Annotated in this window: 22 protein-coding genes and 2 pseudogenes; 11 read left to right on the forward strand and 13 right to left on the reverse strand. The window is 68.9% G+C overall.

Going from position 1 to position 23538, the window contains the following annotated elements; translation table 11 throughout:
• Together E2C06_RS23555 and E2C06_RS23560 are read left to right on the forward strand one after the other, a co-directional pair.
• The coding region (locus E2C06_RS23555; RefSeq protein ID WP_165982611.1) for an acetate--CoA ligase family protein at positions 1 to 1249 on the forward strand (1249 nt) is incomplete at its 5' end.
• Positions 1250 to 1337: 88 nt separating this feature from the next.
• Complete coding sequence (locus E2C06_RS23560) at positions 1338 to 2306, forward strand: tripartite tricarboxylate transporter substrate binding protein (RefSeq protein WP_133291046.1); 969 nt, start codon at positions 1338 to 1340, stop codon at positions 2304 to 2306.
• Positions 2307 to 2577: 271 nt separating this feature from the next.
• On the opposite strand, the gene E2C06_RS23565 is transcribed toward E2C06_RS23560, so the two are convergent.
• The gene (locus E2C06_RS23565; RefSeq protein WP_133291047.1) at positions 2578 to 3378 is read right to left on the reverse strand and encodes an SDR family NAD(P)-dependent oxidoreductase; all 801 of its coding nucleotides are present in this window, start codon (positions 3376 to 3378) and stop codon (positions 2578 to 2580) included.
• Between the two features lie 3 nt (positions 3379 to 3381).
• Positions 3382 to 3513, reverse strand: coding sequence for a hypothetical protein (locus E2C06_RS40375; protein ID WP_277751863.1), 132 nt, complete (start codon positions 3511 to 3513; stop codon positions 3382 to 3384).
• Between the two features lie 16 nt (positions 3514 to 3529).
• Here E2C06_RS40375 and E2C06_RS37835 point away from each other — a divergent pair, with 16 nt between their 5' ends.
• A complete protein-coding gene (locus E2C06_RS37835; RefSeq protein ID WP_165982612.1) occupies positions 3530 to 3679 on the forward strand; it encodes a hypothetical protein in 150 nt (49 codons plus the stop codon).
• A gap of 42 nt (positions 3680 to 3721) precedes the next feature.
• On the opposite strand, the gene E2C06_RS23570 is transcribed toward E2C06_RS37835, so the two are convergent.
• The 4 genes from E2C06_RS23570 to E2C06_RS23585 are packed head-to-tail and all read right to left on the reverse strand — an operon-like array spanning position 3722 to position 6523.
• Positions 3722 to 4660: a VOC family protein gene (locus E2C06_RS23570; protein ID WP_133291048.1), complete on the reverse strand. Its 939-nt coding sequence runs from the start codon at positions 4658 to 4660 to the stop codon at positions 3722 to 3724.
• Positions 4651 to 5556: an SMP-30/gluconolactonase/LRE family protein gene (locus E2C06_RS23575; protein ID WP_133291049.1), complete on the reverse strand. Its 906-nt coding sequence runs from the start codon at positions 5554 to 5556 to the stop codon at positions 4651 to 4653. Before E2C06_RS23575 ends, E2C06_RS23570 begins: the two co-directional genes overlap by 10 nt.
• 42 nt (positions 5557 to 5598) lie before the next feature.
• A complete protein-coding gene (locus E2C06_RS23580; protein WP_133291050.1) occupies positions 5599 to 6048 on the reverse strand; it encodes a cupin domain-containing protein in 450 nt (149 codons plus the stop codon).
• Positions 6049 to 6058: 10 nt separating this feature from the next.
• On the reverse strand, positions 6059 to 6523 hold the full coding sequence (locus E2C06_RS23585) for a DoxX family membrane protein (protein WP_133291051.1): 465 nt from the start codon (positions 6521 to 6523) through the stop codon (positions 6059 to 6061).
• A 171-nt stretch (positions 6524 to 6694) separates the two neighbouring features.
• On the opposite strand from E2C06_RS23585, the gene E2C06_RS23590 reads away from it, so the two are divergent.
• The gene (locus tag E2C06_RS23590) at positions 6695 to 8281 is read left to right on the forward strand and encodes a GMC oxidoreductase (RefSeq protein WP_133291052.1); all 1587 of its coding nucleotides are present in this window, start codon (positions 6695 to 6697) and stop codon (positions 8279 to 8281) included.
• Between the two features lie 32 nt (positions 8282 to 8313).
• On the opposite strand, the gene E2C06_RS23595 is transcribed toward E2C06_RS23590, so the two are convergent.
• The 4 genes from E2C06_RS23595 to zwf form a co-directional block, all read right to left on the reverse strand.
• Positions 8314 to 11070 (reverse strand): MGH1-like glycoside hydrolase domain-containing protein, encoded by a 2757-nt coding sequence (locus E2C06_RS23595; protein WP_133291053.1) that lies wholly within the window; start codon positions 11068 to 11070, stop codon positions 8314 to 8316.
• On the reverse strand, positions 11063 to 13042 hold the full coding sequence (locus E2C06_RS23600) for an amylo-alpha-1,6-glucosidase (RefSeq protein WP_133291054.1): 1980 nt from the start codon (positions 13040 to 13042) through the stop codon (positions 11063 to 11065). Before E2C06_RS23600 ends, E2C06_RS23595 begins: the two co-directional genes overlap by 8 nt.
• Before the next feature lies 1 nt (position 13043).
• The gene (locus tag E2C06_RS23605) at positions 13044 to 14870 is read right to left on the reverse strand and encodes a glycoside hydrolase family 15 protein (protein WP_133291055.1); all 1827 of its coding nucleotides are present in this window, start codon (positions 14868 to 14870) and stop codon (positions 13044 to 13046) included.
• Positions 14871 to 14987: 117 nt separating this feature from the next.
• Positions 14988 to 16493, reverse strand: coding sequence for a glucose-6-phosphate dehydrogenase (zwf, locus tag E2C06_RS23610; RefSeq protein WP_133291085.1), 1506 nt, complete (start codon positions 16491 to 16493; stop codon positions 14988 to 14990).
• A gap of 537 nt (positions 16494 to 17030) precedes the next feature.
• On the opposite strand from zwf, the pseudogene E2C06_RS23615 reads away from it, so the two are divergent.
• Positions 17031 to 17309 (forward strand): annotated as a pseudogene (locus tag E2C06_RS23615) (ATP-binding protein); the annotation flags it as partial.
• 522 nt (positions 17310 to 17831) lie between these two features.
• Positions 17832 to 18315, forward strand: a pseudogene (locus E2C06_RS23620) (IS3 family transposase); the annotation flags it as partial.
• Between the two features lie 44 nt (positions 18316 to 18359).
• On the opposite strand, the gene E2C06_RS23625 reads toward E2C06_RS23620, so the two are convergent.
• Positions 18360 to 18539, reverse strand: a complete 180-nt coding sequence (locus E2C06_RS23625; RefSeq protein ID WP_133291057.1) for a hypothetical protein — start codon at positions 18537 to 18539, stop codon at positions 18360 to 18362.
• A gap of 752 nt (positions 18540 to 19291) precedes the next feature.
• On the opposite strand from E2C06_RS23625, the gene E2C06_RS23635 reads away from it, so the two are divergent.
• The 5 genes from E2C06_RS23635 to E2C06_RS23650 all read left to right on the forward strand — a co-directional run bounded on the left by E2C06_RS23635 (position 19292) and on the right by E2C06_RS23650 (position 21883).
• Positions 19292 to 20143 carry a SirB1 family protein gene (locus E2C06_RS23635; protein ID WP_133291058.1) on the forward strand — a complete coding sequence of 284 codons (852 nt, stop codon included), beginning with the start codon at positions 19292 to 19294 and terminating at the stop codon, positions 20141 to 20143.
• 89 nt (positions 20144 to 20232) lie between these two features.
• Positions 20233 to 21183, forward strand: a complete 951-nt coding sequence (gshB, locus tag E2C06_RS23640) for a glutathione synthase (protein WP_133291059.1) — start codon at positions 20233 to 20235, stop codon at positions 21181 to 21183.
• Positions 21184 to 21230: 47 nt separating this feature from the next.
• Positions 21231 to 21503 (forward strand): type II toxin-antitoxin system Phd/YefM family antitoxin, encoded by a 273-nt coding sequence (locus E2C06_RS23645; RefSeq protein ID WP_133291060.1) that lies wholly within the window; start codon positions 21231 to 21233, stop codon positions 21501 to 21503.
• Positions 21500 to 21673, forward strand: coding sequence for a type II toxin-antitoxin system VapC family toxin (locus E2C06_RS37840; RefSeq protein WP_165982613.1), 174 nt, complete (start codon positions 21500 to 21502; stop codon positions 21671 to 21673). Before E2C06_RS23645 ends, E2C06_RS37840 begins: the two co-directional genes overlap by 4 nt.
• Entirely contained in the window at positions 21674 to 21883 is a 210-nt protein-coding gene (locus tag E2C06_RS23650; RefSeq protein ID WP_133291061.1) for a type II toxin-antitoxin system VapC family toxin, read from the forward strand. It abuts the gene before it with no gap.
• Positions 21884 to 22006: 123 nt separating this feature from the next.
• Here the strand turns inward: E2C06_RS23650 and E2C06_RS23655 are convergent, their stop codons facing one another.
• Together E2C06_RS23655 and E2C06_RS23660 are read right to left on the reverse strand one after the other, a co-directional pair.
• Positions 22007 to 22324, reverse strand: coding sequence for a hypothetical protein (locus tag E2C06_RS23655; RefSeq protein WP_133291062.1), 318 nt, complete (start codon positions 22322 to 22324; stop codon positions 22007 to 22009).
• A 71-nt stretch (positions 22325 to 22395) separates the two neighbouring features.
• Complete coding sequence (locus E2C06_RS23660; RefSeq protein WP_133291063.1) at positions 22396 to 23499, reverse strand: alkene reductase; 1104 nt, start codon at positions 23497 to 23499, stop codon at positions 22396 to 22398.
• Positions 23500 to 23538: the final 39 nt, after the last annotated feature.

Here is a 23538-nt window from a genome sequence, read left to right on the forward strand (position 1 = left end):
GCTCGGCGTCATCCGCGCCGAGACCTTCGCCGACTTGCTCGACATCCCCGGCGCCTTGGCCTGCGGCCGGCGTGCCGCCGGCCGGCGGGTAGCAATCCTGACCTCGACCGGCGGCGCCGGCACGCTGGTGGCCGATGCCTGCGGCCTGGCCGGCTTCGAGGTGCCGCCGCCGGATCCCGCGACCATCGCCAGGCTGGCGGCGGTGCAGGCGGGTGGCCAGGCCGCCGCCGACCGCAATCCGGTCGACGTGACGCTGGCCGGGCTGCAGCCGGCGCTGTTCCGCACCGCGATCAAGGCCCTGCTGGACAGCCCCAGCTACGACGCGCTGGTCACCATCGTCGGTTCCTCGGCGCTGGCACAGCCCGACCTGGTGGCCGATGCCGTGGTGGAATGCCAAGCGCGCAGCGACAAGCCGGTGCTGGCCTATGTCAGCCCGCATGCGCCGCACATCGTCCGGCTGCTGAACCTGCGCGGCATTCCGGCCTTCGCCGCGCCGGAGGCCTGCGCCACCGTGCTGGCGGCGCTGCAGTCCCGGGCGGTGCCCGAGCCCGTGTCGGTTACCACCGCAACCGATATCGCGCTGCCACCGCTGCCCAGCGGCCCGCTGAACGAGGCGGAGAGCAAGGCGCTGTTCGCCCGCTTCGGCGTGCCGGTCACCCGCGAGATCGTCGCAACCGATGCCGCCGCCGCGCAAGCGGCCGCCGAGACGCTGGGCGGCCGGGTGGTGCTGAAGATCCTGTCGCGCGAGATCGCCCACAAGAGCGATGTCGGCGGCGTGCGGGTTGGGGTAACGGCGGCCGATGTCCCCGCCGCCTGCGAAACCATGCTCGACAGCCTGCGGCGCGCCGGCGCACCGGCCCCGGAGGGCTTCCTGGTGCAGGAGCTGGTCAAGGGCAGCGCCGAGCTGATCCTCGGCTTTCACCGCGACCCGCAGCTCGGCCCGGCCATCCTGCTGGGCATGGGCGGGGTGGCGGCGGAGCTGTTCCAGGATACCGCCATTCGCCTGCTGCCGCTCGGCCGCGCCGATGCCGAGGCGATGCTGCGCGAGTTGAAGACCTGGCCGCTGCTAGACGGCTTCCGCGGTGCGTCGCGCTGCGACGTGGCCGCGCTGGTGGATGCGATCATCGGCTTCGCCGCCATGGCAGAGGCGCTCGGCGACCGGCTGGTCGAGGCGGAGATTAATCCGGTCTTCGTCCTGCCGGAAGGCCAGGGCGTGCGGGCGGTGGACGGCCTCGCCATCCTCGCCTGACGCCGCGGCCAAAGCCCAAACGATAAGCAAGAGCAAAGGAAACCGCTCCGTGACCCATCATCGTTTTAGTCCGTCGCCAAGACAGCCCATGCTGTCCCGCCGCCAGCTGCCGGCCCTGGCCCTCGCGCTCGGCGCGGCGCTGCCCGGCCCGGCCCGCGCCGCCTATCCCGACCGCCCGGTGCGCATCATCGTGCCCTTCGCCCCGGGCGGCGGCACCGACATCATCGCCCGGGTTATGAGCGAAGGCATGGCGCGCGAGCTCGGCCAGCCGGTGATCGTCGACAACAAGCCGGGCGCCGGCACGCTCATCGGCAATGATCTCGTGGCGAAGAGCGCCCCAGACGGCTACACGCTGCTGCTCGGCTCCTTCGCCTTCGCCGTGCTGCCCAGCATCCAGCCGAAGCTGCCCTATGCCAGCAACGCGGCCTTTGACCCAGTAATGCTAATTGGGCGGTCGCCCAACGTGCTGCTGGTGAATGCAACCAAGGGGATCGGCAACCTCGCCGCGCTGCTGGCCGCTGCACGGAAGGATCCGGGGGCGCTGACCTATGCCTCCTTCGGCAATGCCACCTCCGCCCATCTGGCTGGTGCGCTGTTCTCCCATCTGGCGCAGGTCGAGCTGACCCATGTGCCATATCGCGGTAGCGGGCCGGCCTTGACCGATCTGCTCGCAGGTCGGGTGGACATGCTGTTCGCCACAGCGGCCACGGTCGCCGGCGCGACGTCGGGTGGCCGCCTGCGCGCCATCGCGGTGACCTCGGCCGAGCGTTCGGCGGCCTTCCCGGGCATTCCCACCATCGCCGAGGCGGGCGTGCCCGGCTATGCCTCGGAAGGCTGGTACGGTCTCTACGCGCCCGCCGGTACCCCACGCGAGACGATTGAGCGACTGAATGTTGCGGCCAACCAGGCCATCCGTACGGAGACTTTCCAGCGGCAGGTTGCCGAAGAAGGCCTGAGCATCGCGGGTGGGCCGCCGGCCCGGCTTGCGGAATACGTTCGTACCGAGGAGACTCGCTGGCGAGAGGTCGTGCAGCGCGCCAACATCACCGCCGAGTAGCCGCGGCGCACCGTCCGGGCGCAGGAGCCGACTGCTGCGTATTCGATGAGGCGGGCGATATGCGCCTCATCGGATATGCAGCTGTTGTTGCGGGCAGTACGGCCCCCGCTGGTACGCAAATCCGGCGGCGGCGAGGCGTCCAGGAACTTGCAGGGGAGAGTCGTTCCCGGGCTTGAATGGGGCGGCGCAATGAACAAGGCGCCGCCTGTTCCGATTCTCTCCTGGGGCCAAACTTACCGCGTGACCTTTTTCGTCTACTGCCTGTCTTGGTTCAGCCGCAGCGCACGGACATGCCGCCGTCGACAACCAATTCAGTGCCGGTGACGAAGCGCGCCTCGTCAGACGCCAGGAACAGCACCGCCGCCGCGGTATCCCGGCCGTCGCCAGCAAAGCCCATCGGGATGCGGGCGACGCGCTGCTTCACCAGGGCGTCGACGTCGCCCCCCGCACGCTGGCCCGCCAGGCGAACCTCGACCATGGGCGTGTGCATCTGGCCCGGCACTACGGTATTCACCCGCACACCCTTGGCCGCGTACTGCACCGCCACCACGCGGGAAAGCTGGATGACGCCGGCCTTCGACGCAGCGTAGGCCACCTGCGCCGCCCCGGTCCAGCGGATGCCGGAGGTGCTGGCCAGGTTCACCACCGCGCCCGCCGCCTGCCGCTCCATCACTGGCAACACGTGCTTGAGCGTGAGGAACACGCTCTTCAGGTTCACGTCGATCTGAAGGTCCCAGGTTTCCTCGGCCATCTCGACCGGACCGCCCGCCGCCGAGCCCCCCACATTGTTCACGAGCACGTCGATCCGGCCGTGCCGGGCGACCACATCGGCGACCAGCCCGGCGATGGCGGCGCTGTCCCTGACATCGAGCACCGCGGTTTCGAAGCGGCCGCCCTCGGCGGCGATGCGCTCGGCGGTCTCGGTCATGCTCTCGGCATTGCGGTCCAGACCGATGACGATGGCGCCTTCCTTCGCCAGGCCGTAGGCGATGGCGCGGCCATTGCCCCAGCCCGGGCCGACGCAGCCCGCGCCGGTGACGATGGCGACCTTGTTGGCGAAACGCTGGGACATCTGTCACTCCATTCGAATACTGGCGACCTGCCCCACGCGACGCCAGCGATCGATCTCGGCGCGCTGGAAGGCGTCATAGGCTTCCGGTGTCCCACCGACGACGGTGTAGCCGCCGTTCTGCAGAGCATTGGCCACGCCGGGTTCATGCAAGATGTCGCTGGCGGTGGATCGCGCCGCCCTGGGCGATGCGCAGGCCGGGTTGCTCGCCGAGCAGACCACGCTCGCCAAGCACAGCCTCGCCGCGCCCTACGACGCGCTGGTGGTCGGCCGGCAGCGCGAACCGGGCACCGGACGACCATGAGCACGTCGCCGATTTCGGGACGGTCGATCACTTCGCGGACTGTCAACTTATCAGCATCAGGTGGTGCGCATCGGGGTCGTGCAAGAGAGCCGCCTTGCGCCCGCCACCGACCGCGACAGCACCGTCGGACACCAATCGCATGTCGAGCTGAGCAAGGACTGGCGCGAGTGCGATCCCAGGCCTTGCGTCAAGCAAAAGTCTGGTCGTAGCGATATCGTTGCTGCACCCCGTCGCGGTCGACGAATGCCTTGCCGATGGTGAGCGGTAGCAGAGCAACTCGAGCTGCGGTGGGTCATCCATGCCCGCATGCTGTAGCCTGGTCACCTCTACCTCTGTGCCCGAAATAGCGTCCAGCTTCTCTTGCTCGGTGCCACGGTTCAGAGAGCGCGCGGCAAGCCTGAAGCCGAGCTGTTGGTAGAAGGCGATGCTCACCGCGCTGCTCGATACCACGATGGCCGAATGGTCGATCCCAAGGCAAGGATCGGCGCCATGCGGTCCCTGCCATACCTTCGGTGTCCTGCCAGGCGGAAATGCAATAAGCTCCAGCGGATGGCCTTCCGGGTCCCGGAACTTGAAGGCCGTGACACCGCCCGAGCTGTCCGGCAATCGCTGCGGCCCCGAGGTCGAGATGGGAGTCCATCCCGGCCGGGCCGTGAGGCGGGTATAGGCGGCTTGCATATCCGATACGACGATGGCGATGTGCTGGAACCAAGGATCGGAACTCATGCCGCCGGGCGGATAAAAGCGGCCCTTCTCCGCAAAAGCGACGAGTTCGACCTCCTGCTGCCCGAGGCGGAGCAGTCGGATCTGCGCCCGCGCGCCGGACAGCCCCATCAACCGGCCGAAGGCCTCACCCCCACGCTCCTCGATGCCGAATTCCTCGAAGCCCAGCGCCTCGCGGAAGAAGGCGGAACAGGCTGCGGGCTCGGCAGTGGTGAAGCTCACCCGCGTGACGCGCCAAGACGGGATGGTCATGGCCATTGCACGCCGCGTCGGTTGAGATAGATCGCATAAAGCGTGTGCGACCCACCGATGAATAGCCGGTTCTTGTCGCGGCCGCCGAAGCACAGGTTGGATACGACATGCGGCACCAGCACCTTGCCGAGCAGCTCTCCGGCCGGGCTGATGCAGTGCACGCCGTCGCCGGCGCTGCTCCAGAGATTGCCGTCCTCGTCGATCCGCATGCCGTCGCAGTAGCCGGGCGCAACCTTGTGGAACACGTCGCCGCCGGACAGCCTCATGCCGTCTGGCGAGACATCGAAGACCCGGATGTACTGCTTGGGATCGTCCCGCGTCTGGTCGCCGGTTTCGGCGACGTAGAGACGCCGTTCGTCCGGCGAGAAGGCGAGGCCGTTCGGTCCGTCGAAATCCGCCGCCATGACGCGGATGTCGCCCGCACCCGGGTCATAGCGGTAGAGCGCTGGCGGCTGCTCGGAAGGCTGCCGGCCGCCCTCGTAATCGGTCTGGATGCCGTAGAGCGGATCGGAGAACCAGATCGTGCCATCGGATTTGACCACGACGTCGTTCGGCGCATTGAACCGCTTGCCGCCGTGCTGCGTGACCAGCGCCGTGACACGCCCATCGAGCTCCGTCCGGTACAGGCAACGCCCGCGATGGGAACAGGCGATCAGCCGTCCCTGCCGGTCGCGCGTCTGCCCATTGGCAAAGTCCGATGGTGCGCGAAATACCGAGACGCCGCCCGATTCAGTCCAGCGCATGGTCCGGTTGCGCGGGATGTCCTGGAACAGCAGGCAATCCGCATCGCCCATCCAGACCGGGCCCTCGATCCAGCGGAAGCCGGTGGCGAGTTCCTCGAGCGGCGCATTGCCGAGGACGTAATGCGCGAAGCGCCTGTCCCTGATCTCGAAGCCGTCCATGGGCAGTCTCCTCCCGGGCGGGGTTGCGGCTCCCACCCCCACTCAGGCGAAGCGGCAAGGCGAGGCGACCGTGGGCGGTGTCGCGAACTGCACGACCATCAGCACGGCCGCCACCTCGCCGACGGTGCCGGAGCGGTGCCCCTTTCGGCCATCCGTCTCGACCGTGTTCTGATCCTCGCCGAAGGAGATCTCGCCGGGTCCCATCTCCACCCGCTGGCCATCCATGGATTCGACGAACCAGCGGCCGGACAGCGGAATGATCCATTGCGGCTTCGGGTTTTCGTGCCAAGTGCCGACCCAGCCGATCGGTTGGACCGTGACCATCACTGTCATGCCGTCGGTGGTCCGCTGCCCCTGCCATTGCGGGTCGGCGGGCGCCTGCATGGTCTTCAGGTCGAACTCCGTCAGCGCGCAGCGCGTCTGGTGGCTCACGCCCTGCTCGTCCGTCCAAAGATGCCAGTAGGGGATGCGGGGCTTTTCGCCGGGGCTCATGCTCAGCGCCTCATTGCAATCTGGAATAGGGATGCGACGACCCGAAGGGATCCGCCAGGAAAGCCGCGAAGCCTGCCGCATCCGTGCCGATGGTAAGCAGCAGGAAGCCGCCGGCCAGCGAGAAGTTCTTGAGAAAATCCCAGAAAAGGCCGCGCGCCTTGCTGTCGCCGGCCTGCCAGAAATCGCCCGGCTTCCAGAACTGCTTCCAGAGCAGGGCCGTCACCATGCAGTAGCCGGCCATGACCAGGGCGGAGAGCCGGTCCGCCGTGCCGGTCAGGATGCCGAGAGGCATGACGATCTCGACAAAGAGCCCGGCCAGGATGAGCAGCGTCGCAATACCCTCGCTCGGCGCGATCTCCCGCGCTTGGCCGACGGCTCCGCGGAAGTTGAGGATCTTGTCGAGAGCGCTGAACGGAAAGAACAGCATGACCAGCAGATAACGCACGGCGAGCTCGATCAGGGTGCTCGGTTCCATGGGGTCCCCTGTCACGAGCGGTGCCGCACGGGGTTCCGTCCGGTGCCGCAGGAAGCGTAGCCTGATCCTGCCGGCTTTCGCAGCAGTCCTGGTACGGGCAATCCGGATGCGGAACGTGATGGCGGGATGGTTGGCGCCCGGCCGCAGACAGCACGGGGAGCAGGAAGCGTGATGGCCAGCGAACGCTACGACATCATCATCATCGGTTCCGGCCCCGGCGGCGCCACTATGGCCTGGCGGCTGGCCAAGACCGGCAAGCGCATCCTGCTGCTCGAACGTGGCGACTACCTGCGGCGCGAGCAGGAGAACTGGGACAGCCGGGCCGTCTTCGTCGATGCGCGCTACCAGGCGACCGAGACCTGGCACAGCTCAACCGGGGACAGTTTCCACCCAGGGCTCCACTATTTCGTCGGCGGCAACAGCAAGGTCTACGGCGCGGTGCTGTTCCGGCTGCGCCAGGAGGATTTCGGCGAGATCCGGCACAAGGACGGTCTCTCGCCGGCCTGGCCGGTCGGCTATGACGAGTTCGAGCCCTACTACCAGGCAGCGGAGGAGCTCTACCGGGTGCGCGGCCTGCGCGGGGAGGATCCGACCGAGCCGCCCGCCCCGAAGCCCTACGCGCATCCCCCCATCAGCCACGAGCCGCGCATCCAGCAGCTGTTCGACGGGCTGCGGCGGGAAGGCCACCACCCCTTCCACCTGCCCGTGGGTGCGATGCTGGACGAGACCGCGGATGGCCAGGCATCGCCGCATTCCGCCTGCATCCGCTGCGCCACCTTCGACGGCTATCCCTGCCTGGTGAACGGCAAGTCGGACGCGCAGGTCATCTGCGTCGATCCCGCGCTGCGGGCGCATCCGAACCTCACCCTCCTCACCAATGCCTATGTCGAGCGGCTGACCACGAACCCGTCGGGCCGCACCATCGCCGGCGTCGAGGTGATCCGCCATGGCGAGCCGATGCGCTTCGCCGCCGATATCGTGGTGGTCGCCTGCGGCGCCCTCTCCTCGGCGCTGCTGCTGCTCCGCTCGGCGAACGACGCGCATCCCACGGGGCTGGCGAATTCCTCGGGGCAGGTCGGGCGCAACTACATGCGCCACAACAATGCGGCGGTCATGGCCATCTCCCGCACGCCCAACCCGACGAAGTTCCAGAAGACGCTCGGGCTCAACGATTTCTACTTCGGCGCCGACGACTGGGAATATCCGCTCGGCCACATCCAGATGCTCGGCAAGACCGACGGCGTCCAGGTCGAGGCCGACGGGCTTCCGGCCTTCCTTCAATGGCTGCCGGAGAAGCCGTTCGACTGGATTGCCCAGCACTCGATCGACTTCTGGCTGACGTCCGAGGATCTGCCGCTGCCGCAGAACCGGGTCTACTACAGGGATGGCAAGGTCCATCTCGACCTGACTGAGACCAACATGGAGAGCAACATACGCCTCAGGGAAAAGCTGCGGCGGCTCTGCGACCGGCTCGACATCCACCCGCATCTGCTCGACCGCACGCTCTATCTAGGCCAGGACATCCCGATCGGCGGCACGGCGCACCAGGCCGGCACCCTGCGCTTCGGGCGCGACCCGGCCAGCTCGGTGCTCGATCTCGCCTGCAAGGCGCATGACCTCGACAATCTCTACGTGACGGACGCCGGCTTCTTCCCCTCGATCGGCGCGGTGAACCCGACGCTGACGATCATTGCCAACGCGCTCCGCGTCGCCGACCTCATCGAGGCGCGGATGAAGGGCTCGGCAGCGCGACCTTGAGGCACCGGGCCGGCTTGGCTCCGGGGCAGGCATCACGGCTGTGCCGCCCTATCTGCTGACGCAGAGCCGGGGGTCGGCATCTCCTCCGGCGTCTGGGCGACGGCCATCAGGCTGCCCATACGGTTGACGCGGGGCTGCAGGAGCAGGGCGACGAGCCCGGTCCACCCCGTCTGGTGCGCCGCGCCGAGGCCCTTGCCGCTGTCTCCATGGAAGTATTCGTGGAACGGGATCAGGTCGCGGAAATGCGGGTCGTTCTGCAGCAGGGGACTGTCGCCTAGCACCGGCCGGCGGCCGTCGGGCCCACGCAGGAACAAGCCCGCAAGCCGGCCAGAGAGGTCCCGCGCGATCTCCGGCAGGGTCTGGAACCGATCCGACCCGGATGGGTGCTCCACACGGAAGGCCTCTCCATAAAAGCGCTCGAATTCATAGAGCGCTTCCACGATCAGGAAATTGAGCGGCATCCAAACCGGCCCGCGCCAGTTCGAGTTGCCGCCGAAGACCTTTGTGGTGGACTCTCCGGGCTCGTAGTCCACGGTGAAACGCATGCCGCCAAGATCGATCTCGAAGGGCGCCGCCGCATGCGCCTTCGAGACGGACCGGATGCCGTGCCCGGACAGGAACTCCGCCTCATCGAGCATCCGCCGCAGCGACGCCTTCATACGGTGGCGCCGCAGCAGCGACAGCAGGAGCCGGTTGCCCTTGCCGGGCTCGGTCCAGCGTGAGACGAGCCCGGCCAGCTCGGGCCGATTGCACAGCATCCACTGCGCCCGCGCGGTGAAAGCGGGAAACCGCTCCAGCGTATCGCATTCCAGCACCTCCACGGCGCAGAGCGGGATGAGCCCTACCATCGAGCGCACGCGCAGCGGCACGCGCTGCCCGCCGGGCAGGTTCAGGACGTCGTAATAGAACTCGTCGCAATCGTCCCAAAGCCCGATGCCTTCGTCGCCGATGTTCGTCATCGCACCGGCGATGTAGAGGAAGTGCTCGAAGAACTTCGAGGCGACGTCCTCGTAGACGGGATCTTCCGTGGCGAGTTCGAGGGCAATCCGCATCAGATTGAGCGTGTACATCGCCATCCAGGCGGTACCGTCCGCCTGGTTTATGAAGCCGCTGGTCGGCAGCGGCGCCGAACGGTCGAAAACGCCGATATTGTCGAGGCCAAGGAAGCCGCCCTGGAAGATGTTGCGTCCTTCAGCATCCTTGCGGTTCACCCACCAGGTGAAATTCAGCATCAGCTTGTGGAAGACGCGCTCCAGAAAGGCGCGGTCGGCGCGACCGGTCAGCGCCTGGTCCATGCGATAGACCCGCCAAGCGGCCCAGGCATGGACCGGCGGGTTCACGTCGCCGAAGGCCCATTCATAGGCGGGCAGCTGGCCGTTCGGGTGCATGTACCATTCGCGCGTCAGCAGCACGAGCTGCTGCTTGGCGAATTCGGGGTCGATCAGGGCGAAGGTGACACTGTGGAAAGCGAGGTCCCAGGCTGCGTACCAGGGATACTCCCACGTGTCTGGCATCGACAGGATGTCGGCATTATCAAGGTGCTGCCAGTCGCTGTCGCGTCCCCGTCGGCGGCCTTCAGGCGGCGGCGGCTGTGCCGGATCGCCCGCCAGCCAGCGCCGCACGTCGAAGCGGTAGAACTGCTTCGACCAGAGCATGCCGGCGAGCGCCTGCCGCTGCACTGCCCGCGCATCCGGATCGGCGATGTCGCGCTGCAGGACGGCGTAGAAGGCATCGGCTTCGGCGCGGCGACCTTCCAGCAGCGTGTCGAACCCGCTTTCCGACGGCGCGGTGGCGCCAGTCGCCGGCCCTAGCCGGAAGCGCAGAACGGCCCGTCCGCCCGCAACGAGATCGAGCCGGGTGAGCGCGGCGCATTTCGTGCCCTCGCGCAGCGGGCTGACCGCGTCGTGACGCCCTCCCGCCACGTAGTCATTGATGCCGTCCTTGAAATGGCCCGGGATGTCCGCGCCGTGCAGCCGGCCCGGGTTGGTCTCGTTCTCGCAGAACAGGAGCTCCGCCGGCTGCAGGGGCAGGAAGCGCAGCGGCGGCGCTTCCGGATGATCCGCCTCGACCGCGCCGCCGCCGGTGGCGCGCAGCAAGGGCCGGGGCGCGCCCTCGGCCCAGGACCAGGTATTGCGCGCCCAGAGCTGCGGCAGGACATGCAGCGTGGCCGCCTCGGGCCCGCGATTCTCGACCGTGACGCGCATCAGGATGTCGTCGGGCGCCGCCTTGGCATATTCGACCGTGACGTCGAAGTAGCGCTGCGCGTCGAAGACGCCGGTATCGATCAGCTCGTATTCAGGCTGGGCCCGGCCGCGGCGCCGGGCGTTCTCGGCAACAAGATCGGCATAGGGGAAGGCGGCCTGCGGGTACTTGTACAGCATGCGCATGTAGGCATGTGTCGGCGTGCCGTCCAGGTAGTAGTAGAGCTCCTTGACATCCTCGCCGTGGTTTCCCTCCTCGTTGGTGAGGCCGAAGAGCCGCTCCTTGAGGATGGGGTCACGCCCGTTCCAGAGCGCAAGGGCGAGGCACCAGCGCTGGTGCGCGTCGCTGAAGCCGGCGATGCCGTCCTCGCCCCAGCGATAGGCGCGCGAGCGCGCGTGGTCGTGCGGGAAGTAGTCCCAGGCCGTGCCGCCGGGGCTGTAGTCCTCGCGCACCGTCCCCCATTGCCGCTCGCTGAGATACGGCCCCCAGGCCCGCCAGCCCGCGCTGTCCGCGACGACCAAGCGGCGGCCTTCCGCGGTCTCGAGCAGGTGCGGCGGCGGCACCCCGCCACTCCGGTCATCAGGCATCCGGTCCATCCTCCGCCACGTCCAGCATCGCCCGCACCCGCAGCAACTCGCCGAGCGACCAGGCCTGGAAGGGGCAGCCGCCCGGCGCGTGCGGCGGGTCGCCATCCGCGACCTCCGACACATGGCCGAGTCCCGCCGTCCCGAGATGCGCGAGGAGCGGCGGCAGGAAGCGCCGGCGGGCTTCCGCCTTCGCCGCCTCGCCGCGCCCGCGCACGGCGAGCCAGGCATCGACGAAGGGGCCGATGAGCCAGGGCCAGACCGTGCCCTGATGATAGGCCCCGTCGCGAGCGGGCGGGCCGCCCCGGTAGCGCCCGGCGTAGTCCGGGTCGTCCGGCGCCAGGGAGCGCAGGCCGAGCGGCGTCAGCAGCGACGCCTCGATGCGGTCCACCACGCCGCGCGCCGCAGCACCCGCGACGATCGGGAAGGGCAGGCCGCCGACCGCGAGGATCTGGTTCGGCCGCAGCCGCGGATCGGCGGTCCCCGGGACATGATCCACATCGACCACGTCATGCAGGCCGCCGGCGGGATTGGCGAAGCGCGCGAAGGCGGTGCGCGCGCGGGCCTCGATGCCGCTCCAGTCCGCGCCATGACCCGCGCCCCAGCCGCGCAAGCCGGCGATGCGGAGCGCATTGATCCAGAGCGCCTGGACCTCGACCGGCTTGCCGATGCGCGGCGTGACCACCCAGTCGCCGACCTTCGCGTCCATCCAGGTGAGCTGCACGCCCGGCAGGCCCGCGCGCAGCAATCCATCGGACGGGTCGAGCGCGATGCCGAAGCGGGTTCCGGCCGCATAGCCCGCGAGGATCGCCACCGCGGCCGCGGCGAGCGCCCCTGTCACCGCGGCCGGCACGGCGCGGCCTGCCGCTTCCGATTGCGACAGGAATTCGTGCACGGCAACAATGAACCAGAGCGAGGCATCCACGGCGTTGTACTCGGGCGGTGCGTCCCCGTCGGGGAAGCGGTTGGGCAGCATGCCCTCGCTCACCGTGCCGGCCCAGGCGGTCAGGATTGCCTCCGCCGCATCGAGCCGGCCGGTGCCGAGGACCAGCCCGCGCAGGCTGATGAAGGTGTCGCGGCCCCAATCGGTGAACCAGGGGAAGCCGGCGATGATGGTGCGGCCACCGGCGCGGTCCACGAGGTAGCTGTCGACCGAGGCGAACGACGGCGCCGCCGTGCCGCGGCGGGCACGCTCCGCTCGCATCAGGTCCTCGGCGTGCGGCGCCGCGCGTACCGCGAGGCCGTCGCCGGTCCGCAGCACCATCGCGGCGCCCTCGGGCGATGCGAGGTCGAAGGCAAACAGGCCGGGGGTGGCGAGGTCCTCGGTATCGTCCAGGCCGCGGTCGCGCTCCGCCGTGTAGAGGAAATTTCGGTACCAGTCCGGGGCGTGCCGGTAGCTGCCGTTGGTGAGTGCCGCGATCGCCGGCCGGTCCGCATGGGGTCGCCAGGCGACGTTGCCGCCCTGTACGACGGCGTCGAAGCGGAAGGTGCCGTTCTCCCGCTGCAGCGCGTGGTAGTCGCGCCCGGACAGCAATGGCAGGACGCTCAGGCGGCAAGGGCCGGTGCCCGCGGTGCGCCGCCAGCGCAGCACCGTTTCGCACGCATTCCGCGCCACCAGGATCTCCTGCGCCAGCACGGTCCCGTCCGGCAGGGTGAAGGTCCAGCACGGCCAGGGCCGGCACGCGAAGCCGGTGATCCGGCGCCAGCCATCGGGGTGCAGGATGTCCGGCGCGTAGCGCTGCGTCGTGATGGGGAAGCGCCCCGCCGGCGTCTCGACCCAGGCCTCGATGCCGTTGACGAGGACGACGCGTCCCGCGGGCGGGCGCGTCGTGGTGAGGAGCAGCGCGTGGTAGCGCCGCGTCCGCAGGCCGTTCACCAGGCCCGAGGCGAAGCCGCCGAGACCGTCGGCTTCCAGCCACTCCGCCGTCTCGTCCGGCGCGCCCCCGGCCGCCGGGCCGTCTGGTCCCGCTGCCATCTCAGGCGCGGCGCCGGGACTGCTCGATCCGGTCGCGGACGGGCGCCTCCTCGTGCAGGCTCAGGGCGGTTTGGACGAGCGCGACATGGGAGAAGGCCTGCGGGAAATTCCCGACCTGCCGGTTCGCCCGCACGTAGAATTCCTCGCTGAGCAGGCCAAGGTCGTTGCGGAGCGACAGCAACCGCTCGAACAGGCTGCGCGCTTCCTGCAGCCGGCCCGTCGCCGCGCGGGCATCGGCGAGCCAGAAGCTGCAGGGCAGGAAGGCACCCTCGCCGGGCGGCAGCCCGTCGGCGCCGGCCTCGGTGCGGTAGCGCAGGACGAAGCCGTCGGCCATCAGCCCGCGCTCGACCGCGGCGATGGTGCCGAGCACGCGCGGATCCGAGGCCGGGAGGAAGCCCGTCGCCGGGATCAGCAGCAGGCTCGCATCCAGTTCCGGGCTGCCGAAGCTCTGCGTGAAGCTGCCGAGGCGGGCGTCGAAGCCCTCCCGGCAGACGGTGGCGTGGATCTCGTCGCGCGTCGCCCGCCAGCGATCGAGCGGCGCCTCCAGTCCGAAGGCCTCGGCGTCGCGGACCATGCGGTCGAAGGCGACCCAGGCCATCACCTTGGAATGGGTGAAGTGGCGCCGCCCGCCGCGGACCTCCCAGATGCCCTCGTCCGGCTCGCGCCAGATCGCCCCGAGATGCTCCAGAGACCGGCACTGCAATGCCCAGCCCGAAGGCAGCGCGGCGATGCCCCCGGCACGCGCGAGATGGAGCGCGTCCATCATCTCGCCCCAGACGTCGAGCTGGAGCTGGCCAGAGGCGGCATTGCCGATGCGCACCGGGGCGGCGCCCTGGTAGCCCGGCAGCCAGGGCACCTCCCATTCCGCCAGACGCCGCTCGCCGGCGATCCCGTACATGATCTGCATGTCGTCGGGGCTGCCCGCCACCGCGCGCTGCAGCCAGTCGCGCCAGGCCTTGGCCTCCTCGTAGTAGCCGGCGCCCATGAGGGCCGTGAGCGACAGGGTCGCGTCGCGCAGCCAGCAGAACCGGTAGTCCCAGTTGCGGGGCCCGCCGAGCTGCTCCGGCAGCGAGGTCGTTGGCGCGGCGACGATGCCGCCGGTCTCCGAGAAGCTGAGCGCCTTCAGCGTCAGCAGCGAACGCTGGACCGCCTCCCGCCAGGGGCCCTTGTCGGTGCACCGGTCGGCCCAGCGCAGCCAGAAATCCCGCGTCGCCTCCAGCGCGATCTCGGCGGCCAGCGGGGCGGGCGGCGGGCGGTGCGACGGGCCGTAGCCCAGGACGAAGGGGATGCGCTCGCCGGGCCCGACCGTGAACTCGGCCGCTGTCGCAAGGTCCTCGCCGTGCAGCGCGACCGGGCTGCGCAGGACGGCGAGGTTCGGCCCCGCCACGGCGACGATGCCGGAGCCATCGTCGAGCCGCGTCACCCAGGGCACGGATGAGCCGTAGTCGAAGCGCAGCACCAGGTGCAGCCGCATCGGCACGCGCCCTTCACGCCCTTCGACGATGCGGACGACCGAGGACCAATCGCCGCCGACCGGCATGAAGTCGATGACCGCGGCGCTTCCGGCGGCCGTCTCGAACAGCGTTTCGAGAATGACGGTGTCACCGACATAACGCCGCGTCGTTCGCGCGGCGGCGTCGACGGGCGCAATGCGCCAGCGGCCATGCCGGGCATCGCCGAGCAGCGCCGCGAAGCAGGCGGCGCTGTCGAAGCGCGGCCAGCACAGCCAGTCGATCGAGCCGTTGCGGCCGACCAGCGCCGCGGACCGGCAGTCGCCGATCAGGCCGTAATCCTCGATCGCCAGCGGGCCGTCATCGGCGTCCGACATTTCCGTCACCCTCCCGGCGCCGGCACGTCAGACCCGTGCCCGCCGATATTCCCTGGGCGATGCCGCCGGACCGCACGGGTCTGGCCTTGGGGCGGTGCTACCCGGGCATCCCGGGCCTCAACCATCGGCAAGAGGCAGCCAGGATCGTCCATCGCGGCCGAGGAGTGCGTCCGCGCCGGCCGGCCCGGTGCTGCCGGCCGCGTAGAACTCCGGCTCACCCGACCGCCAAGCATCCAGCAGCGGTTGCACCGCCGCCCAGCCCGCCTCAATGTTGTCGGCGCGCTGGAACAACGTGGCGTCACCGACCATGCAGTCGTAGAGCAGCGTCTCATAGCCTACATAGGGCCGTTGCGGAAAGATGTCGCCATAACGGAACGCCATTGTCGCGCAGCCAAGCCGCATTTCCGGCCCCGGCACCTTGACGTCGAAGCGCAATTCCGCGCCCTGCTCTGGATCGATCTGCAGGCGCATGAGGTTGGACCCTGCCGCGCCTGCGAACAGGTGGTGCGGCGAAGGCTTGAATTGCACCGCGATCTCGGTATGTCGCGTCGCGAGGTACTTGCCGGTGCGCAGGTAGAAAGGCACGCCGGCCCAGCGCGGCGTATCGACGGCCAGCCGGAGCGCGACGTAGGTCTCCGTTCGGCTGTCCGGTGCGACACGCGGCTCCTCACGGTAGGCTCGGACGTCCTGCCCGAGCACGCGGCCGGCGGTGTACTGGCCGCGGACGGCATCCTCCGGTTGAATGGGCAGTACCGCTTCGGCAAGCCTCGCTTTCGCGCTGCGCACGGCCTCCGCCTGCAGGGTTTCCGGCAGCTCCATCGCCGCCATGCAGAGCAGCTGGAACATGTGGTTCGGCACCATGTCGCGCAGCGCGCCGGTCGGCTCGTAGAAGGCGCCGCGCTGCTCGACGCCGACCGTCTCGGCCGCGGTGATCTGGACGTGGTCGATATGTGCGTGGTTCCAGATCGGCTCGAAGATGCTGTTGGCGAATCGGATCGCTAGGATCGACTGCACCGTTTCCTTGCCGAGGAAATGGTCGATCCGGTAGACCTGGTGCTCGTCGGCTGCGGCGAGGATCTCGCGGTTGAGCGCCTGGGCCGAAGGCAGGTCGCTGCCGAAGGGCTTCTCGATCACGACCCGCCGGAACGCGCCAGCTTGCTCCTTGAGCAAGCCGGCCGCGCCGAGCTGCGTGACGATCGGGCCGAAGAAGCGCGCCGCCACTGCGAGGTAGAAGACGACATTGCCACGAAGCCGGCTGCCGAAGGTCGCGTAGGCCGCGGAGTCCTGGAAATCGACCTTGAGGTAGCGGAGCCGCGACCGCACCCAATTCCAGGCCCGCGGGTCTATCTGCGCTGCGTGGAACTCCGCCGTTGCGTCATGGGTGAAGGACTCCATGGTTTCGGTGAGTGCGGCTGCCCAGCTCCCATCGGTATGATCGAGGCGGTCGAGCCCCAGGATGATGAGTTCCTCGCTGAGCAGGCCGCTGCCCGCAAGGTTGTAGAGTGCCGGCATCAACAGGCGCTTCGTCAGGTCACCGCCTGCACCGAAAACGACCAGCGTGCAGGGCGGCGCCGATGCCGTGGCGCAATCGGAGCGACCGGCAAGTCTGACTGGGACGTCCATCTTCCCTCCTCGGTTGCTCTTCAATCGCATCTGGCGCGCCGACCAGGCGGGCTGGCGGTGGCACGCCAACGGAGGATTGCACAAATCGTTCGAACCTACGCTTCGAATCACAGATGTTGTGAAGCCGATTCGGAGCCCTGACACCAAGGGCCGCTCAATCAAGCCGCTTGCTGCTTGCAGGTCAGGCGCCCCGGCCTTGGCAACGCCGGAACAGTCAACTCGACCCGGGTAACGCAGGGCGCTGCGTCGAGCGCTCTCTGCCAGGGCGGCAGTCGTAGGCATTTTTGTCGAGGGCCACGACGTCGCCGAACGGGTGGACGCCCAAGCCAGTCTGCGTGATGCGGAAGAGCGCTAACCCGCTCTGTTCAACGGCATCGAACAGGGTTTCTGCAGGATCGGGGTCGCACTTGGTGATCGCAACCTGCCCATCGACTGAACGTACGCGACGCTATGGATGCTGACGATCAGGGTTGAGGGCTTGTCGGCCATGCCTCCGCTTCTGGCCATGGCGGCAGCCCGGGCAGGTTCGTCGCCCTCTCGCTGTCCAACACGGGCGAGGGCATCCGGGCCGACAAGCTCACGCAGATCTTCGAGCCGTTCTACACCACAAAGGAAGCTGGCAAGGGCACGGGCCTGAGCCTCAGTCAGGTGTTCGGCTTCGCCAAGCAGTCGGGGGGGCGACGTCGAGGTGGAGCAAGGCTCCACCTCCCATGGATTGAATCTGCGGGCGCGGACGATAGTGCTGCCGTACAGCATGGCGCTGGGCCCGCTGAGCAGGCAGCGGACGCCGGGTTCTCGCGGTGGAGGACAACGTAGAGGTAGCCTGGTTCTCGACACAATTCCTGCAGGATCTGGGCGACGAGACCACTTGGTCGGCGAATGCAGACAAGGTGCTGAAGCCCATCGCCGAGGTGGATCGCTTTGACGCGTTGTTCTCCGACGTGGTCATACCAGGCGTAAGCTGTATCGAGCTCGGCCGCGATCCGGCAACGCTACCGCAATCTTCCCGTGGTGCTGACTTCCGGCCACAGCCACGTGCTGGCCGAGGAAGGTCCGCACGGCTTCGAATTACTCCACGAGCCCTAGGTCGCCGAGCACCTTTCGAAGCTGCTGCGGCGGATGACCCGGTATCGGGACTCGTAACGGTTTTGGCGGGAGAAAATGCTTGAGCGTGAAACTGAACGCTGCAGTTGTCGATCGTCGGTCTTTTTTCGTGCCGACATTCCCGCGTAGCGTGGCCTTGCGGCGACGTAGCTTGGCGACTTTGGCGGGAGGTCTGCGGATGGCGAGGCGGAAGGCTCGCCCACGGCGTGCGGAAGGTCTGGCGGCAGCGCAGGCGACCGGTTGAACCGGCAGTTCCTCGCGCCGCGGCCGAATCTGCTGCGGCTTTCCGACTTCCCCCGCGTCGCCAGCTGGCAGAGCTTCGTCCACCTCGCCTTTTCCATCGGCACTTACGGGCGAAGGATCGTCCGCTGGCGGGTGTCGCGGACCGCCCATGCCGGGTTCGTCCTCGATGCTCTTGAGCAGGCGCTGCACGACCGGTGGCCTTTCCATGGAGCGGGTCTCGTGTACCGCAACGATCGCGGGGTCCGATACGTTTCGATCCTCTACGCGGAGCGCTTGGCCGAGAGCGTCATCGGCCTGCCCAAGACCGAGGTCATCCGCTGCCGCGGACCATGGCAACATGTGGAAGCCGTCGAGTTCGCCACTCTCGGATGGATGGACTGGTTCAACAACCGTCGCCTCGCTGAGCCGGTCGGCCCCCGCTGAGGTCGAGGATCGCTCCTCTGCCGCGCAGGAGGGACTCGCCCCGGCGGTGTAACTCACCCCAAACGGTCCCTGGCAAACCCGGCGCGGTTCAGTGCGTCAGTCAGCTGCCAGGACGATCCTGACAGGCTCGCCGGCATGACGGGACCAATCTGTTTGGGCCACTGGCCCCCAATAGCCAGTCACGCAGGCGGCGAAGAAGAGATTGCCGAGCACGAGCATCATGGCGAGAGCGCCGTTCGTCAGAGAGTGCTTCAGAGCGGGCTTTGTCATCGTCATCTCTTCCTCCTAACGGGAGGCAAGATGGTGGATTGTGCCAAGGGCAGCTGTGCTGCATGGCACAACCGAAGCGCCCGTGCCGGTCTGCAACCCCAACTGCACCCAGCACCGCCACACTGCCTTTCCGACACTGCTGCCGCATCAGCAGCTTCGGAACTGGAGTTGACCCGGCTTCGTGGACACCCCGAGGCGTGGGCCTCGCTTGCCGCAGATCGCAGCCATGGCTTCGACCAGGGCAGTGTCGTCGACTTTGGTCCGCGGCGCGTCATAGCAGGTCGATCGTGCGATCCACATCAGGCGGCATCCCCGCGCGACCGGGATGCCGCCGGGCCGGTGATCGCGGCTACAGACCCGCTTTTCAGCGACGCCTCGGAGCGCACTGCCTGCTTTGGAAGCGCGAGCTCCAAACCCTGCCTGCCGACCAGTCGCTCGAGGGCAGCGGTCCAGCCTCATAGGCCTGGATGAGGTCGGCCGCCCGGGCAGCCTCGTCAAAGGCGCCGGCCTCCGACTTCGCCACCTAAATCCGGATCAGGTTCCGCTGGATGTCGTGGCGCTTGGCCAGCCCGTGCAGGGTTTCGTCGCCCGAGATTTCCTGGGCGACCTGCCGTTTGAACGCAGCGCTGTGGGCCCGGTGTCTCGCCTTGAGCCTCCATCCTTCGGAAGTCCGGTCGATTCCAACCCGCCGGCCCGTCCCCCACCCCAGGAGCACTGCGCCCCTTGAAGCCGGGCGGCAGAGGGGCGAGACTCCTGGTATGGCCTCCACTCCCCAGGACGAGGCGCGCGCCGCCCTCGACGCCGCCGGCCAGCTACCGGATGCCGAGATCGACCTCGCGTCCGTCGCGCTGCAATTCGCCCGCATCGATGCCCCCGACGCCGACTGGCGCGCCGCCGCCGAGGCGTTGTCCGAGCTCGCCCAGGCCGCGGTCGCCGCGGCCACCCTGCACGCGGATGCCGATGCCGGCGATGCCGAGCGGCGGCGGGAGGTGCTGGCCAGTGTCATCCATGGCCGATTCCGCTTCGCCGGCGACACGGAACACTATGACGACCCGGCCAATGCCAACCTGATCCAGGTGACCGAGCGCCGGCGCGGCCTGCCCGTCGCACTTGGCGTGCTCTGGCTGCATGCGGCCGAGGCGGCCGGCTGGGCGGCGCATGGCATCGACTTCCCCGGGCATTTCCTGGTGGCGGTCGAGGGCGGCCGGGCGCAGGCGCTGGTCGATGTCTTCGCCGGTGGCGGCGGGCTGGCCGCCCCCGATCTGCGCGCCCTGATCAAGCGGATCGAAGGCGAGAAGGCCGAGCTCCGCCCCGGCCTGCTGCGGCTGATGGACAAGCGGGCGGTGCTGCTGCGGTTGCAGAACAATATCAAGCTGCGCCGGCTCAGGGCCGGCGACCTCCCCGGCGCGCTGGCCTGCACCGAGGACATGCTGCGGCTGGCGCCCGACGCCGCCCTGCTGTGGCGGGAGGCCGGGCTGATGAACCAGCGGCTGGACCGGATCGGCGCCGCGCTCGGCTGCCTCGACCGGTCGCTGGCGATCGAGCCGGATGGTGAGACGGCCCGACGCATCCGGGCGGTGGTCGAGGAGCTGCGTCACCGGCTGAACTGACCCCTCCCCGGTAAGCCCCTCTGGCGTCCGGCCGCCGGGGATGCCAACAAGCCGGCCGAGAAGCCCGACCCAGGGGGAGAGACAGCCCGATGGCAGCCTTGCGCGTCGCGGTCCAGATGGACCCGATCGAGAGCATCAACATCGATGCCGACAGCACCTTTGCCCTGATGCTGGAGGCGCAGGCGCGCGGCCACCAGCTCTGGCACTACCATGTCCGCAACCTGGCGCTGTCGAACGGCCGGGTGACCGCGCAGGGCGAGCCGGTGACGGTCGAGCGGAAGCACGGCGCGCATTGGACCTTCGGTCCGAAGGAAGAGATCGACCTATCCACCATGGATGTCGTCCTGATGCGCCAGGACCCGCCCTTCGACATGGCCTACATCACGGCCACCCATATCCTCGAGCACATCCACCCGAAGACCCTGGTGGTGAACGATCCGGCGGCGGTGCGGAATGCCCCGGAAAAGATCTTCGTCACCCATTTCCCCGACCTGATGCCGGAGACGCTGGTCACCGCCGACCGTGGCCAGATCCTGAAGTTCCGGGAGACGCACAAGGACATCATCGTCAAGCCTCTGTTCGGCAATGGCGGCGCCGGCGTCTTCCACATCAAGCCGGGCGACAGCAACCTCAACAGCCTGATCGAGATGTTCACCGAGCGCTCGCGCGAGCCGCTCATGGTGCAGCGCTACGTCCCCGAGGTGCGGAAGGGCGACAAGCGCATCATCCTGGTGGACGGGGTGCCGCTGGGCGCGATCAACCGCGTCCCCGCCGAGGGCGAGGCGCGCAGCAACATGCATGTCGGCGGCAGGCCGGAGCAGACCACGCTCACACCCCGCGAGCGGGAGATCTGCGAGCGGATCGGCCCCGCCTTGCGCGAGCAGGGGATGATCTTCGTCGGCATCGACGTGATCGGCGACTACCTCACCGAGATCAACGTGACCTCCCCGACCGGGCTGCAGGAAATCGCGCGCTTCGATGGGGTGCACCTGGAAAAGGCGGTCTGGGACGCGATCGAGGCGAAGCGGAAGGGCGTTTGATTACAGGTAGACTAAAGCTTAGCTAAATCGGTAGGAGGCCTTCCACCATGCCCGACTCCTTGACGATCCATGCCGCGAAGACGCATCTCTCCGCCCTGGTCGCCCGGGCCGAGGCGGGGGAGGAGATCGTCATCGCCCGGGGCAATACGCCGGTGGCCAAGCTGGTGCCGCTGCACCCGCCAGCGCCGGCGAAGCGCCGGAGCTTCGGCTGCTTGGCCCATCTGGGCTCGGTCGGCGAGGAAGCGCTGGAGGGCTGGAGCGAGGAAGAGATCACCAAGTGGGAGAAAGGCCATCCCGGCGATCCGCTGCGATCGCCGTGAGGCTGCTGCTCGACACTCATGCCTTCCTGTTCTTCGCGTTCGGCAACCGGCGGCCGACCCGCACCGCCGTCACGGCGATCGAGGGCGCGGAGGAGGTGCTGCTCAGCGCCGCCCCGGGCTACGAGATGGCGCTGAAGCATGCCGCCGGCAAGCTGCCGGAGGCCGGCTAGGTGGCGCGGGACGCCGCCGCCGCCGCCGCGGCGATGGATGTTCGGCTGCTGCCGATCAGCATGGCGCGTGCCGAGGCCGCCGGCCACCTGCCATGCTACCACCGCGACCCCTTCGACCGCATCCTGGTCGCCCAGGCGCTGCTGGAAGGGCTGACGCTGGTTTCGGCCGACGCGACGCTCGACGGCTTCGGTATCGCCCGGCTCTGGTGAGGCGCTGACGCAGCGCAGCCCGGTCCAGACCTCCCCGCCCAGCGTCCCTTCGGCCATCGGGCGACATGCCGGCGACCCGCTTCAGGCCGCCGGGGCAGTCGTCCCCTTGGCCATCGGGCCGCATCAGAACTTCCAGGCCGTGCGCAGGACCGGCCCGGCGCCCCATTGGTGGAAGCGGGCCTCGGGCAGGCTCCCGGCCTGCCGGGTGAGATACACCTGCAGGTCCAGCACCGGTGCGCCGATGGCGCGGCCGAGCCGGCTTGCCCGCGGCGGCAACCAGTCCTCGGGAAGCTGGTACTCCACGGTGACGATCGGCAGCGCCAGCCAGTCGCGCCGGCCATGACCTTCAAAGCGGTCGTACCATCGGCGGGTCAGGTCGGCGGCGCCACGTTCCCGCGCCGCCGCCAACGGAAAAAAGCGCGGCGCAAAGGACCACGCCAAGCATCCCGCGTCGGTTGCAGAGTCCCAAAAATAGAAGGGGGTGCGGGGGGATACTTCCCCCCGCCGCTTGCTTACGCGGCCTGCCGCGCCAGCGCGGGATAGTCGGTATACCCCCTGGCATCGCCGCCATAGAGCGTGTCCTTGTCCAGCGCGTTCAGCGGCGCCTTGTGGCGCAGCCGCTCCACCAGGTCCGGGTTGGCGATGAAGGGGCGGCCGAAGGCGATCAGGTCGGCGCGGCCGGCATGCAGCGTCTCCTGCGCCAGGGCCAGGTCGTAGCCGTTGTTGGCCATGTAGGCGCCGGAGAAGGCCTGGCGCAGCGCCTGGAAGTCGAAGGCGACGGCGTCGCGCGGGCCGCCGGTCGCGCCCTCGACCACGTGCAGGTAGGCCAGGCCGAAGGGGTTGAGCTGCCGCACGACGTGGTCAAAGACCGCCTGCGGGTCGCTGTCGGCGATGTCGTTGGCGGGCGAGACCGGGGAGATGCGGATGCCGACGCGGTCGGCGCTCCAGGCCGCGACCACCGCCTCGGTCACCTCCAGCAGGAAGCGCGCGCGGTTATCGATGCTGCCGCCGTAGCGGTCGGTGCGGCGGTTGGTCTTGTCCCGCAGGAACTGGTCGATCAGGTAGCCATTGGCGGCGTGGATCTCGACGCCGTCGAAGCCGGCGGCGCGGGCATTCTCGGTCGCGCGGCGGTAGTCCTCGACGATCCCGGCGATCTCCGCCGTTTCCAGCGCGCGGGGCGTCACGAAGTCCTGGAAGCCGGCTTCGGTGAAGGCCTTGCCCTCCGGCTTGATGGCCGAGGGCGCGACCGGCAGGCCGCCGCCCGGCTGCAGGCTGGGGTGGGAGATGCGGCCGACGTGCCAGAGCTGCAGCACGATCCGCCCGCCGGCGCGGTGGACGGCGTTGGTCACCTGCTTCCAGCCCTCGACCTGTTCGGCATCGTGGATGCCGGGGGTGAAGGCATAGCCCTGGCCCTGGCGGGAGATCTGCGTGGCCTCGGCGATGATCAGGCCGGCCGAGGCGCGCTGGGCGTAGTATTCGGCATTCATCGGGCCGGGGATGCCGCGGCTGCCGGTGCGGCTGCGGGTCAGCGGCGCCATGACAATGCGGTTGGGCAGATCCAGCGGGCCGAGCCGGGCGGGCTGGAACAGGTCGGTGGCGGTGGTCTCGTGCGGCATGGGGAAGAGGCTCTCGCGTTGTGCATTCGCACGGGGGTG

This window comes from Dankookia rubra, assembly GCF_004355005.1.
Classification (GTDB): Bacteria; Pseudomonadota; Alphaproteobacteria; order Acetobacterales; family Acetobacteraceae; genus Paracraurococcus; species Paracraurococcus ruber_A.

Excerpts from the sequence above, each read along its gene's own strand:
- E2C06_RS23560 (WP_133291046.1), top strand. The coding sequence starts at position 1,338 with ATGCTGTCCCGCCGCCAGCTGCCGGCCCTGGCCCTCGCGCTCGGCGCG.
- E2C06_RS23565 (WP_133291047.1), bottom strand. The coding sequence starts at position 3,378 with ATGTCCCAGCGTTTCGCCAACAAGGTCGCCATCGTCACCGGCGCGGGC.
- E2C06_RS37835 (WP_165982612.1), top strand. The coding sequence starts at position 3,530 with ATGTCGCTGGCGGTGGATCGCGCCGCCCTGGGCGATGCGCAGGCCGGG.
- E2C06_RS23570 (WP_133291048.1), bottom strand. The coding sequence starts at position 4,660 with ATGGCCATGACCATCCCGTCTTGGCGCGTCACGCGGGTGAGCTTCACC.
- E2C06_RS23575 (WP_133291049.1), bottom strand. The coding sequence starts at position 5,556 with ATGGACGGCTTCGAGATCAGGGACAGGCGCTTCGCGCATTACGTCCTC.
- E2C06_RS23580 (WP_133291050.1), bottom strand. The coding sequence starts at position 6,048 with ATGAGCCCCGGCGAAAAGCCCCGCATCCCCTACTGGCATCTTTGGACG.
- E2C06_RS23585 (WP_133291051.1), bottom strand. The coding sequence starts at position 6,523 with ATGGAACCGAGCACCCTGATCGAGCTCGCCGTGCGTTATCTGCTGGTC.
- E2C06_RS23590 (WP_133291052.1), top strand. The coding sequence starts at position 6,695 with ATGGCCAGCGAACGCTACGACATCATCATCATCGGTTCCGGCCCCGGC.
- E2C06_RS23595 (WP_133291053.1), bottom strand. The coding sequence starts at position 11,070 with ATGCCTGATGACCGGAGTGGCGGGGTGCCGCCGCCGCACCTGCTCGAG.
- E2C06_RS23600 (WP_133291054.1), bottom strand. The coding sequence starts at position 13,042 with ATGGCAGCGGGACCAGACGGCCCGGCGGCCGGGGGCGCGCCGGACGAG.
- E2C06_RS23605 (WP_133291055.1), bottom strand. The coding sequence starts at position 14,870 with ATGTCGGACGCCGATGACGGCCCGCTGGCGATCGAGGATTACGGCCTG.
- zwf (WP_133291085.1), bottom strand. The coding sequence starts at position 16,493 with ATGGACGTCCCAGTCAGACTTGCCGGTCGCTCCGATTGCGCCACGGCA.
- E2C06_RS23625 (WP_133291057.1), bottom strand. The coding sequence starts at position 18,539 with ATGACGATGACAAAGCCCGCTCTGAAGCACTCTCTGACGAACGGCGCT.
- E2C06_RS23635 (WP_133291058.1), top strand. The coding sequence starts at position 19,292 with ATGGCCTCCACTCCCCAGGACGAGGCGCGCGCCGCCCTCGACGCCGCC.
- gshB (WP_133291059.1), top strand. The coding sequence starts at position 20,233 with ATGGCAGCCTTGCGCGTCGCGGTCCAGATGGACCCGATCGAGAGCATC.
- E2C06_RS23645 (WP_133291060.1), top strand. The coding sequence starts at position 21,231 with ATGCCCGACTCCTTGACGATCCATGCCGCGAAGACGCATCTCTCCGCC.
- E2C06_RS23660 (WP_133291063.1), bottom strand. The coding sequence starts at position 23,499 with ATGCCGCACGAGACCACCGCCACCGACCTGTTCCAGCCCGCCCGGCTC.